General features: G+C 72.4%; 10 protein-coding genes. 5 read left to right on the plus strand and 5 right to left on the minus strand.

Annotated elements, in window-relative coordinates:
* The first annotated feature begins 4 nt into the window (after positions 1-4).
* Entirely contained in the window at positions 5-1,711 is a 1,707-nt protein-coding gene (locus tag ABD907_RS02740) for a phospho-sugar mutase (protein ID WP_345214953.1), read from the plus strand.
* 84 nt (positions 1,712-1,795) lie between these two features.
* Here the strand turns inward: ABD907_RS02740 and ABD907_RS02745 are convergent, their stop codons facing one another.
* On the minus strand, positions 1,796-2,791 hold the full coding sequence (locus ABD907_RS02745) for a LacI family DNA-binding transcriptional regulator (protein WP_345214954.1): 996 nt from the start codon (positions 2,789-2,791) through the stop codon (positions 1,796-1,798).
* Positions 2,792-2,978: 187 nt separating this feature from the next.
* Here ABD907_RS02745 and ABD907_RS02750 point away from each other — a divergent pair, with 187 nt between their 5' ends.
* The 4 genes from ABD907_RS02750 to ABD907_RS02765 all read left to right on the plus strand — a co-directional run bounded on the left by ABD907_RS02750 (position 2,979) and on the right by ABD907_RS02765 (position 8,082).
* Positions 2,979-4,262, plus strand: a complete 1,284-nt coding sequence (locus ABD907_RS02750; RefSeq protein WP_345214955.1) for a sugar ABC transporter substrate-binding protein — start codon at positions 2,979-2,981, stop codon at positions 4,260-4,262.
* A 111-nt stretch (positions 4,263-4,373) separates the two neighbouring features.
* Entirely contained in the window at positions 4,374-5,306 is a 933-nt protein-coding gene (locus ABD907_RS02755) for a carbohydrate ABC transporter permease (RefSeq protein ID WP_345214956.1), read from the plus strand.
* Positions 5,303-6,115, plus strand: coding sequence for a carbohydrate ABC transporter permease (locus ABD907_RS02760; RefSeq protein ID WP_345214957.1), 813 nt, complete (start codon positions 5,303-5,305; stop codon positions 6,113-6,115). Before ABD907_RS02755 ends, ABD907_RS02760 begins: the two co-directional genes overlap by 4 nt.
* 26 nt (positions 6,116-6,141) lie before the next feature.
* Positions 6,142-8,082: a glycoside hydrolase family 127 protein gene (locus ABD907_RS02765; protein WP_345214958.1), complete on the plus strand. Its 1,941-nt coding sequence runs from the start codon at positions 6,142-6,144 to the stop codon at positions 8,080-8,082.
* A gap of 113 nt (positions 8,083-8,195) precedes the next feature.
* Here the strand turns inward: ABD907_RS02765 and ABD907_RS02770 are convergent, their stop codons facing one another.
* From ABD907_RS02770 to ABD907_RS02785, 4 genes are read right to left on the minus strand one after another with little or no spacing between them, the layout of a single operon-like run.
* The gene (locus ABD907_RS02770) at positions 8,196-8,420 is read right to left on the minus strand and encodes a hypothetical protein (RefSeq protein ID WP_345214959.1); all 225 of its coding nucleotides are present in this window, start codon (positions 8,418-8,420) and stop codon (positions 8,196-8,198) included.
* On the minus strand, positions 8,417-9,391 hold the full coding sequence (locus ABD907_RS02775) for a hypothetical protein (protein WP_345214960.1): 975 nt from the start codon (positions 9,389-9,391) through the stop codon (positions 8,417-8,419). The genes ABD907_RS02770 and ABD907_RS02775 overlap by 4 nt, the downstream gene beginning before the upstream one ends.
* Before the next feature lie 33 nt (positions 9,392-9,424).
* On the minus strand, positions 9,425-10,732 hold the full coding sequence (locus tag ABD907_RS02780) for a thymidine phosphorylase (RefSeq protein WP_345215416.1): 1,308 nt from the start codon (positions 10,730-10,732) through the stop codon (positions 9,425-9,427).
* 14 nt (positions 10,733-10,746) lie between these two features.
* Positions 10,747-11,148 (minus strand): cytidine deaminase, encoded by a 402-nt coding sequence (locus ABD907_RS02785; protein WP_425555666.1) that lies wholly within the window; start codon positions 11,146-11,148, stop codon positions 10,747-10,749.
* Positions 11,149-11,150 lie beyond the last annotated feature (2 nt).

Consider the following 11,150-nt stretch of genomic DNA (forward strand, 5'->3'; position numbering starts at 1 on the left):
ACTGATGCAGAGGCCGCTGCACGTCAGCGCAGAGGAGGTCCGAGCCTGGATCGAGGCGGACCCCGACGGCACCACGCGCGCCGAGCTCTCTGAGCTGCTGGCGCGTGCCGGCGCCGAGGACGAGGACGCCGCCCTCGCGCAGGAAGACCTCGACTCGCGGTTCGCCGGGCAGCTGGAGTTCGGCACGGCCGGGCTGCGCGGTGAGCTCGGAGCAGGTCCGCACCGGATGAACCGGGCCGTGGTCCTGCGGACCGCGGCAGGGCTGTCCGACTACCTCGCCGAAGTGGTCGGGCCCGGCTTCACGGTCGTGATCGGCTACGACGCCCGCTACGGCTCGACCGCCTTCGCCCGGGACACGGCCGCCGTGGTCGACGCCGCCGGCGGACGCGCCTCCTTGCTACCCGAGAGGGGGCCGACGCCCCTGCTCGCCTTCGCGCTGCGCCACCTCGGCGCCGACGCCGGCGTCATGGTCACCGCCTCGCACAACCCTCCGCAGGACAACGGCTACAAGGTCTACCTGGGCGGGCGTGCGGTCGCCGGGGCCGGGCAGGGCGTGCAGATCGTGCCGCCGTACGACGCCGAGATCGCCGCGCGGATCGCCGCGGCGCCGCCCGCCGTCGAGATCCCGACGTCGGACGGCTGGGAGGTCCTCGGCGGCGAGGTCCGCGAGGCCTACCTGCAGCGGGTGGCCTCCCTCGTCCCGCCCCGGCACACCCGCGGCATCCGCATCGTGCACACGTCCCTGCACGGGGTCGGTGGCCAGACGGTGCTCGAGGCGCTGCGCCGCGCCGGCTTCACCGATGTCCACCCGGTGCCGGACCAGGCGAGCCCCGACCCCGACTTCCCGACCGTCGCTTTCCCCAACCCGGAGGAGGAGGGCGCGCTGGACCACGCGATCCGCCTCGCCCGCGCCGTCGACGCCGACCTCGTCATCGCCAACGACCCGGATGCGGACCGCTGCTCCGCGGCCGTCCCGGATCCCACGGCCGACGGCGGCTGGCGCCAGCTCACCGGTGACGAGATCGGGTCGCTGCTCGGCGAGCAGACGGCTTCCGCCGCCGCCTTCACCGGTCGCGGGGTGCTCGCCTCGTCGGTGGTCTCCTCGCGGATGCTCGCCCGGATCGCCGGCTCGCACGGCCTCGAGCACCGCACCACCCTCACCGGCTTCAAGTGGATCGCCCGGACCGAGGGCCTGGTGTTCGGGTACGAGGAGGCGATCGGCTACTGCGTCGACCCCGGCGCTGTGCGCGACAAGGACGGCATCTCTGCGGCGGTGCGCCTCGCCTACCTCGCCGCGCAGCTGCGTGACCGCGATCAGACCGTTCCCGGGGCCCTGGACGAGCTCGCGCAGCACCACGGTGTCCACGAGACGGCGCAGATCTCCGTCCGGGTGGAGGACCTGAGCCTCATCACCGACACCATGGCCAGGCTGCGCGCGCATCCTCCGACCACCCTGGCCGGCTCACCGGTGGCGACGACGACGGACCTGTCCCACGGCACGGACGAGCTGCCACCGACGGACGGCATGGTCTTCGAGACCGAGGCCGGCGACCGCGTGGTCGTGCGCCCGTCCGGCACCGAGCCGAAGCTCAAGTGCTACCTGGAGGTCGTCGAGCCGGCCGGGACCGATGTGCCCGCGGCTCGCCGTGCGGCCGGCTCGCGGATGGTGGCGCTGCGCCGGAACGTCAGCGAGGCCCTCGAACTGGAGTGACTGTGAGTGTTGGTCGTGCAGTTCATCTCGCCGAGGGGGCGACGTCTCGGCGAGCGGGTGAGATCTCACCGAGCGGGTGACATCTCAGGCGCCCTGGATCGAGGAGCCGCGCACCACGAGTCGGCACGGCTGGGTGAGGACGCCCTGCTCGACCTTGCCGGACATCGCCGCGAAGAGCTTCTGCGCGGCGCGCCGGCCCATGGCCTCGAAGTTCATGTCGACGCTCGTCAGCTGCGGGACGGACCCGCGGGCAAAGGGCTCCCAGTTGTCGAAGCTGACCAACGCGACGTCCTCGGGCACCCGGCGCCCGAGACCCTTGAGCCCCTCGAGCACCCCGCGGGCGATCTGGTCGCTGCCGCACACGATCGCATCGACGTCGGGCGTCGCCTCGATCACCGCGCGGACGGCACCGCGCCCCCAGCCCTCGGACCAGGTCCCGTAGTGCGGGCGCCCGCCGGCCAGCTCGAGGCCCTGCTCCGTCAGGTAGTCATGCACGCCGTCCACCCGGTCGCGTGCCGCCACCCATGACCGGTCGCCGGCGATGTGGGCGATCCGTCGGCGTCCCAGCGAGACCAGGTGCTCGACCGCCGCCCGGCCGCCGGCGACGTTGTCCGGCACGACGGACAGGTCCTCGGGAGAGTCCGACGGCGCGTACGCGTAGACGACGGGGACCGGCAGCTCGTGCCCCAACGAGGGGCGGGGGTCGGTGCGGCTGCCGACGATGATGAGGCCGTCGACCTGGCGGCTCAGCAACGCCCGGAGGTGGTAGGACTCCCGGATGGCGTCCTCCCGGGCGTCGCACAGGAAGATCGACATCTCACCCGCGCCGGCGGCGTCCTCGGCCCCCATGAGGATCGGGATCGAGAACCGGCCCTCGAGGTCGTTCGTGATGAGGCCGAGCGTGCCCGTACGCCCGGTGTGCAGCGCACGGGCGCTGCTGTTGGCCTTGAAGGAGAGCCGTTCCGCGGTGTCGAGCACGCGGCGCCGCGTCTCGGGGTGCACGTCGGTGCGGCCGTTCAGCGCCTTGGACGCCGTGGACAGCGAGACGCCCGCGAGCTGCGCGACGTCACGCAGCGTCACGGCTTTCTTCGTGCCCGCCCCACGTAGCTCCACCCGGTCCCCCTACATCTCGAAATCGTCACTTTACTCTACCGCTGTTGACCGACGAGAAGCGGCATGCCTACGCTGTCGAAAGCGATTTCGCGCAGTTTCGTGATCTGGGATCGACAACGAGACGTCCGCGATGCGGCGGACGGAAGGAGCTCCGATGCAGCACTTCGATCGACACAAGCGCTCACGCCGGGCGGCAACCGTCGGCGCCACGGCCGCGACGGCCCTGGCGCTGGCCGCCTGCGGTGGCGGCGACGGCGGAGGCCAGGGTGGCGGTGACGACGCCGCGGGCGGCGGCGACAACACCGTCACGGTCTGGCACTACTTCGGCCAGGACAACCAGACCCAGCTCATGGAGGAGTACGCCTCCATGTTCGAGGAGACACACGACGGCGTCACCGTGGAGAACGTCTACGTCCCCTACGACCAGATGAACTCGAAGGTCATCTCGGCCGCCGGGAGCGGGAGCGGACCGGACGTCGTCGTCTTCAACGGCGCCGAGGCCGCGGTCCTGGCGCTCGGCGGCGGACTTGCCCCGCTCGAGCAGTGGGCGAGCTTCGCGGACTCCGGCCAGTTCCCGGACACCGTCAAGCACACCATCAACGACCAGCTCTACGCCGTGCAGGGCTACGTGAACCTGCTCGGCCTCTGGTACAACGCCGACATCCTCGACGAGATCGGGGTCGAGCCACCCACGACCGTCGAGGAGCTCGAGTCGGCGATGGCCGCCGCGAAGGAGGCGGGGCACGAGGGCATCACGCTCACCGGGTTGCCGAACACGCAGGGCGAGTGGCAGGCGTACCCGTGGCTGACCAGTCAGGGCTGGAGCTACGAGAACCTGGACGAGGCCGCACTGGCCGACGGCCTGGCGATGGCGCGCGGCTGGGTCGAGGAGGGCTACCTCTCCCAAGAGGCCACCACGTGGGACCAGACGGTTCCCTTCCAGGAGTTCACCGGCGGCGGCATCGCCTTCGCCGCGAACGGCAACTGGCAGATCGCGGCGGCCGAGACGGACGCGGACTTCGAGTACGGCGTCGTCCCGCTGCCCGTCGGTGACGACGGCGGTGTCTACCTCGGTGGCGAGGGCGTCGGCATCGGCGCGTCCGCGGACGACCCCGAGCTGGCGTGGGAGTACCTGACCGAGACGTACTACTCCGTCGAGGGACAGCTCCTCGCCCTCGACCTGGTGGGATCGATCCCCGCGCGGCAGGACGCGGCACAGGACCCCGCGGTGACGGAGAACCCGATGATCGCGCCGTTCGCGACCACGATCTCCGAGATGGGCGCGATCTACCCGCCCGACGCCATCCCGCCGGAGGCCGTCGCCGACGTCCAGACGTCCATGGGCCAGATGTGGAGCTCGGCACTCGGCGGTCAGGGGTCACCGGAGGACCTGGCCGGGCAGATGACGTCCGAGCTCGAGTCCCTCATCGGCCAGTAGCCCGCCCTGCGGCCCGGCCTGCAGCTCCGCGCTGCGGGCCGGGCCGCCCATCGGCCGTAGCCCGCACCGCCCGGGGACCCGCAGGGCCCCGGGCCGGCACCGAGGACCCATATGACAACCCAGACAACGCCGGCCGCCGCCGCTGCACGGAAGGGCGGACCCACACGCGCCCGCTCCATCTCGAGGAGCCGTTACGTCTTCCTCGCGCCCGCACTCGTCTTCCTCTCGCTCTTCTCGCTGTACCCGTTGTTCCAGCTGGCCCGGATGAGCCTGAGCGACGTGACCTCCGGGACGCTGAACGCCGAGTGGCCCTTCGTCGGGCTGCAGAACTTCGTCGAGGGCTTCTCCTCCGGTGCCACCGGCGCCGCGCTCGCACGTACGGCCGTCTTCGTCCTCATCGTCACGACCGCCGGGATGCTCGGAGGTCTGGCCGCCGCCATCGCCCTGCGGACACGAGGGCGCTGGTCCCAGGTGCTGCTGGCCGTCATGGTCTTCGCCTGGGCCCTGCCGCCCGTGGTCAACGGCAGCGTCTGGAAGTTCCTCTACGCCGATGACGGCCTGCTGAACACCGTCGCGCGCGGGCTCGGGCTGACCGACGACGCCCTGCCGTTCCTGTACGACCAGTACTGGGCCCTGGCCTCCGTCGCCTTCGTCACCTCCTGGGCGGTCATCCCGTTCAACGCGCTGGTCTTCCGCGCCGCGCTGCTGAACATCTCCCCGGAGGTCTTCGAGGCCGCTGCCCTCGACGGCGCGAACCGCTGGCAGGAGGTCCGGCACATCATGGTGCCCTCGGTGCGCCCCACCATGCTGGTGCTGCTGGTGCTGACGATCGTCTACGGCTTCCGTGGCTTCGACTTCATCTACGTCATGACCTACGGCGGACCCGGGTCCGCGACGAACACGCTGCCGTTCCTCGGCTACCTCCAGGCGTTCAGCCGGTTCGACTTCGGGCTCGGTGCCGCGACGTCGCTGGTGGCCGTCCTGTTCGTCCTCGTCCTGGCGGTGCTCTACGCCCGCAGCATCCGGAAGGAGGAGACCTCGTGAACCGCTCCGCGGGTCCCGTCAACGTTCTCCTGAAAGTCTTGTTCACGCTCCTCTACGGCGTGCCGATGCTGTGGATCGTGCTGACCTCGTTCAAGACGTCCGGGGACGTGTTCGGAGAGTCGGCCCTCCTTTTCAGCCCCGTGACCACCGCCTACGCCGAAGCGCTGAACGGCCAGCTCTACACGGCCCTCGGCCAGTCGCTCATCATCGCGGCCGGGACGACGGCGTTCACCCTGGCGATCGCCGTCCCCGCGGGGTACGGCCTGGCCAGGATCAGCGGGTGGATCACCACCATCGGGCTCGGCCTGCTGATCGTCTTCCAGATGCTCCCCCAGACGGCCAACGTCATCCCCTTGTACCAGGTCTTCGGCAGCTGGGGCCTGCTGGACCAGACGGTCGGCGTGATCATCGCCGACACGGCGCTGCTGACCCCGTTCGCCGTCATCCTGCTCCGGCCGTTCTTCCGCGCGGTGCCCATCGAGATGGAGGAGGCCGCCGCGCTCGACGGCGCGCCGGTGCGCCGCACGTTCTGGTCGATCGTCCTGCCGATGGCCCGCAACGGCGTCGCGACCACCGGCACCCTGGTCTTCCTGCTGTCCTGGGGCGAGTTCCTCTACGCGGTCAACTTCTTCCTCTCGCCCGGCCAGTACCCGTTGAGCGCGCTGCTGGCCCAGCAGGTGTCGGCCTTCGGCATCAACTGGCCCGGGCTCATGGCCCTGTCCGTCCTCACCTCCATCCCCGTCCTGCTGATCTACGCGGTGAGCTACCGGCTGCTGCGCGACGGCCTCACCGTCGGCGCCGTCAAGTGAACCGCTCCGCGAAAGGAAGCCACTCCATGTTGAACACCGCTGCCAGCGCCACCCTCGACGGCCGTCCCGTTGCGCCGTCGCACGGACGGCTACGACCCGTCGGCATCCAGGACGTGCGGATCTCCGGCGGGTTCTGGGGACGGATGCAGGAGCTGAACGCCGACGTCATCATCGACCACGCCGAGCGGTGGATGGAGCAGGTCGGCTGGATCGGCAACTTCGACGCTGCCCGTGCGGGGCGCCTGCCCGCGGACCGCCGTGGGCGCGAGTTCTCGGACTCCGACGTCTACAAGCTCATGGAGGCGATGGCGTGGGAGATCGGCCGAACCGGCGACGCCGATCTGGAGCGCCGCTTCGCCGCGCTCACGGACCGGATCGCCCCCGTCCAGGAGCCCGACGGCTACCTGAACACCATGTTCGGCCGGCCCGGGCAGCAGCCGCGCTACTCCGACTTCGAGTGGGGGCACGAGCTCTACTGCTTCGGTCACCTCGTCCAGGCCGCCGTGGCGCGGGCCCGCACCCATGGCCGGGACACCTTCGTCGACGTGGCCGTCCGGGCCGCCGACCATGTCTGCGACGTCTTCGGACCGGGCGGGAAGGAGGCCGTCGGCGGCCACCCGGAGATCGAGACCGCCCTCGCCGAGCTCGGCCGCCTGACGGGCGAGCAACGCTACCTCGACCAGGCGGCGCTCTTTCTCGAGCGGCGCGGGCACGGCCTGCTGGGCGAGATCGAGCTCGGCCAGGACTATTTCCAGGACGACGTGCCGGTCCGGGACGCGGAGGTGCTGCGCGGCCACGCCGTACGGGCCCTGTACCTCTCGGCCGGGGCCGTGGACGTGGCCACGGAGCGGCACGACAGGGAACTCCTCGGCGCCGTGGAGCGCCAGTTCGCCCGCACCGTGGCGAGCCGGACCTATCTGACCGGCGGCATGGGCTCGCGGCACGAGGGCGAGGCGTTCGGGCTGGACCATGAGCTGCCGTCCGACCGCGCGTACTCCGAGACCTGCGCCGGCGTCGGAGCGTTGCAGGTGGCGCAGCGGCTGCTCCTCGGCACCGGTTCGCCGACCCATGCGGACCTCATCGAGCGGGTGCTCTACAACGTCGTCGCCGCGTCCCCCGCCCAGGACGGCAAGGCGTTCTTCTACTCGAACACGCTGCACCAACGCGAGCCGGGCACGACGCCGGCGCAGGACAGTCCCAGCCCTCGTGCGGCCTCCAGCCTGCGGGCCCCGTGGTTCGCCGTCTCGTGCTGCCCGACGAACGTCGCCCGCACGCTCGCCTCTCTCGGCGCCTACGTGGCCACGGTCGACGACGGCGGCCTCCAGCTGCACCAGCACGTCGCCTCCCGCATCGAGACCACAGTCCCCGACGTCGGCACGGTCGGCATCGAGGTGAGCACCCGGTACCCCGAGGACGGCACCGTCGGCGTCACCATCACCGAGACCCCGGACGACCCGTGGACGCTGTCGCTGCGGGTGCCCGCCTGGGCGCACTCCGCCACGGTCCGCCGCGGCGCCTCCGTGACGGAGGCCGGCCCGGGCTACGTCGAGCTCGAGGGGCCGTGGCACCGCGGCGACACCGTGGAGCTCGAGCTCCCGGTGCGGGCCCGCTGGACCTGGCCGAGCCCCGCCGTCGACGCGCTGCGCGGGCAGGTGGCCGTCGAGCGCGGCCCGATCGTGCACTGCCTCGAATCGGTCGACCTGGTCCCGGCCGACCTGGGTACCGACGTCGACACGGTCGAGGTCGTCACGGACGAGGAGCCGGTGGAGCAGGACGGCGAGGTCCTCGTGCCGGTGCGCGTCTCCGGAACCGCCGCAGAGCCGGAGGGCCGGCCGTGGCCGTACCAGGACCACCGGCCGGCGACCGAGCCGCGGTCCGACACGCGTCTCGCCCCCCTGGTGCCGTACCACGCGTGGGCGAACCGCGGCCCGTCGACGATGCGCGTCTGGATGCCGGTCGCCGACTGAGGTCTGGCCGCGTAACTGACGTCTCACGGTGAGCGCTGACGGATCGGCCCAGAGCTGACGTCCGACCATCAGTGGGCCGGATCGTCAGCGCTCAGCGTGGGTGGTCCGGCCCGTCAGTACGACCCGGACTCGTCGTCGGCGTCGCTCTCGTCGTCGAGGTCGGGGACCTCGTCGAGCTGGTCGGCGACGTCGGCCGCGTCGGCCTCGCGCGTGGCGACGGCCAGCTCGGGCTCCGGCTCGTACTCCTCGGGAACGGGCTCGCCGTCCACGTGGTGCTCCTCGCCCACGACGTCGGGATCCAGCTCGATGGCGGTGGGTTCCGGTCGATCGGTACTCACGGCTCCTCCTTCGCACTGGATTCTGGACCAGCCCGATCAGCGTGCCCCCCGCCGCGGGCGGACGCAAGCGGCCAGCGCCGCAGGTCGGGGCGGCTCGTACGCGGCAGCAGCAGCCAGCACACGTGCGTCCAGTGACCGAGCGCCGCGTGCGGCGCGGTGCGTCCGAGCAGGTCGGCGACGGGGACCTGGTGCACGTCGCCGCCCGCGGGCTCGTACAGGTGCAGCACCGGGTTCCCGGCGCCGTCGTAGCCCCGGTTCTTCGCCCTCGCGGGGGGCGGGACCGCGAGCACGACGTGCCGCGGGACGGCGGTCGTCACACCGCGGCCGAGGTCGCCGCCCGCGTAGAGCGGCACCGGCGTCCCACCGAGCGTGGCCTCGTGCGCGGCGGCCAGCAGCGGCGCGGTGGCCGCCGCGGCGTCGTCGAGCGGGAGGTGCTGGTAGCGCACTCCCGGGAAGCGCGCCTCGCGGGCGGCCGTCCACGGCGGCGTCCCGAGGGCCGGCGGCCACGGCAGCAGGCGCAGCGCCCGGGCGGACGTCCGGCGCTGGATGTGCTGCTGGGCGGCCGTGAGGCGGTCCGCCGTCGACGCGAGCCGCGCCACGTCGAGCCCGGGCCCGGGCGCGCGCGGGATCTCGGGAGGGATCCGGTGGGCGGGCAGATCTTCGGCCAGCTCACCTGTCTCGAGCCAGCGGGCGAGCACCGGATCGCCGGTGGCCGCGAGCATGAGCAGCACGGTCGAGCCGCACGTCGTCCCGTCGGTCTGCGTCACGCGCACGCCGCCGAGGACGACCGGCTGCGGCGGGACCGTGCCGAGCGCGCCGCGGTGCCGCCCGGCGGCGCGCCGGCGGCTCATCGCCGCGGTCACCGGCCCCGGCTCCTCCCCGTCCTCCGCCTCGGCGGGTCCGGCACCGGCCAGAGGGCGAGCCAAGGGCGCGACGAGGGCGCCGAGCGAGAGTCGACGCCACAGGTCCATGTCGCCCAGCGTGCCGGACGCCGAGCCCGGTTGCTACTCCTGCGCCGTGATCCTGTCGAGGACGACGGCGCCTCCCGACCGGGAGACGGACCGTTCGGGCTCCGGTGCGACGGCGACGGCGCCCGCCAGCACCTCGCGCGCCCGGGCGAACCGTTCCGGAGTCGCGGTGTGCAGGGTGAGCACCGGCTCGCCGGCCCGCACCCGCTCCCCCGCTCTGGCGTGGATCTCGACACCGGCGACGGCCTGGACGGGGTCCTCCTTGCGGGCCCGCCCGGCGCCGAGCCGCCAGGACGCCACACCGACGGCGTACGCGTCGAGAGCGGCGACGACGCCGTCGTCCTCGGCGACGACGGTCTCGGTGTGTTCCGCGACCGGCAGCTGGGCGTGCGGATCGCCGCCCTGCGCGGCGATCATGCGACGCCAGACGTCCATCGCGCGGCCGTCGGTCAGGGCGTCGGCGGGGTCGACGTCGTCCTTGCCAGCGGCGGCGAGCATCTCCCGGGCGAGCGCGAGGGTCAGCTCGACGACGTCCTGGGGGCCGCCACCGGCGAGCACCTCGACGGACTCGCGCACCTCGAGCGCGTTGCCGATCGTGCGGCCCAGCGGTGTCGACATGTCGGTGAGCAGCGCGGTCGTCCGCACGCCGGCGTCCGTGCCGAGGTCGACCATGGTGCGGGCGAGCTCGCGGGCGGAGGCGAGATCCTTCATGAAGGCCCCGGAGCCGACCTTGACGTCCAGGACCAGGGCGCCGGTGCCCTCGGCGATCTTCTTGCTCATGATCGAGGAGGCGATCAGCGGGACGGACTCGACCGTGCCGGTGATGTCGCGCAGGGCGTAGAGCTTCTTGTCCGCGGGCGCGAGCCCGGCGCCCGCCGCACAGATGACGGCGCCGACCTCTTCCAGCTGGCCGAGGATCTGCGAGCCCGACAGCGTGGCCCGCCAGCCGGGGATGGCCTCGAGCTTGTCGAGGGTGCCGCCGGTGTGCCCGAGCCCTCGACCGGAGAGCTGGGGCACGGCGACGCCAAAGGCCGCGACCAGCGGTGCCAGGGGCAGGGTGATCTTGTCGCCCACCCCGCCGGTGGAATGCTTGTCCGCCGTCGGCCGGGACAGCGACGAGAAGTCCATGCGCTCCCCGGATCCGATCATCGCCGCCGTCCAACGAGCGATCTCGGAACGGTCCATCCCCCGCAGGTAGATCGCCATGGCGAGGGCGCTCATCTGCTCCTCCGCGACGGCGCCGCGGGTGTAGGCGTCGACGACCCAGGCGATCTGCTCGGCGGTCAGGGTCTCGGCGTCGCGCTTGGTCCGGATGACGTCGACGGCGTCGAACGGCTCAGTCATGTCGGAGGGCTCAGTCATGCTCGCCTCAGGTGGTCGGGCCCGAACGCCTCGGGAAGCAGCTCGGACATCGTCCGGACGCCGCCGGTCAGCTTGACCTCGAGGGCGGCTCCGCCGTGCTCCCACAGCAGCTGGCGGCAGCGCCCGCACGGGGTGAGGAGCTCACCTGCGGCATCGACGCAGGTGAACGCGATGAGGCGGCCGCCGCCGGTGCGCACCAGGTCGGAGACGAGGCCGCACTCGGCGCACAGGGTCACGCCGTACGCGGCGTTCTCCACGTTGCAGCCGGTGACGGTGCGGCCGTCGTCGACCAGTGCCGCGGCACCCACGGGGTAGCCGGAGTAGGGCGCATAGGCGCGGCCCATCGCCTCGCAGGCGAGGTCGCGCAGCAGCGCCCAGGTCGCAGTGTCCGCGGTCACCG

It is taken from the genome of Georgenia halophila, assembly GCF_039541595.1.

Bases quoted from the DNA above. Each gene is read 5' to 3' on its own strand.
- ABD907_RS02740 (WP_345214953.1), top strand. From the start codon at position 5: ATGCAGAGGCCGCTGCACGTCAGCGCAGAGGAGGTCCGAGCCTGGATC.
- ABD907_RS02750 (WP_345214955.1), top strand. From the start codon at position 2,979: ATGCAGCACTTCGATCGACACAAGCGCTCACGCCGGGCGGCAACCGTC.
- ABD907_RS02755 (WP_345214956.1), top strand. From the start codon at position 4,374: ATGACAACCCAGACAACGCCGGCCGCCGCCGCTGCACGGAAGGGCGGA.
- ABD907_RS02765 (WP_345214958.1), top strand. From the start codon at position 6,142: ATGTTGAACACCGCTGCCAGCGCCACCCTCGACGGCCGTCCCGTTGCG.
- ABD907_RS02775 (WP_345214960.1), bottom strand. From the start codon at position 9,391: ATGGACCTGTGGCGTCGACTCTCGCTCGGCGCCCTCGTCGCGCCCTTG.
- ABD907_RS02780 (WP_345215416.1), bottom strand. From the start codon at position 10,732: ATGACTGAGCCGTTCGACGCCGTCGACGTCATCCGGACCAAGCGCGAC.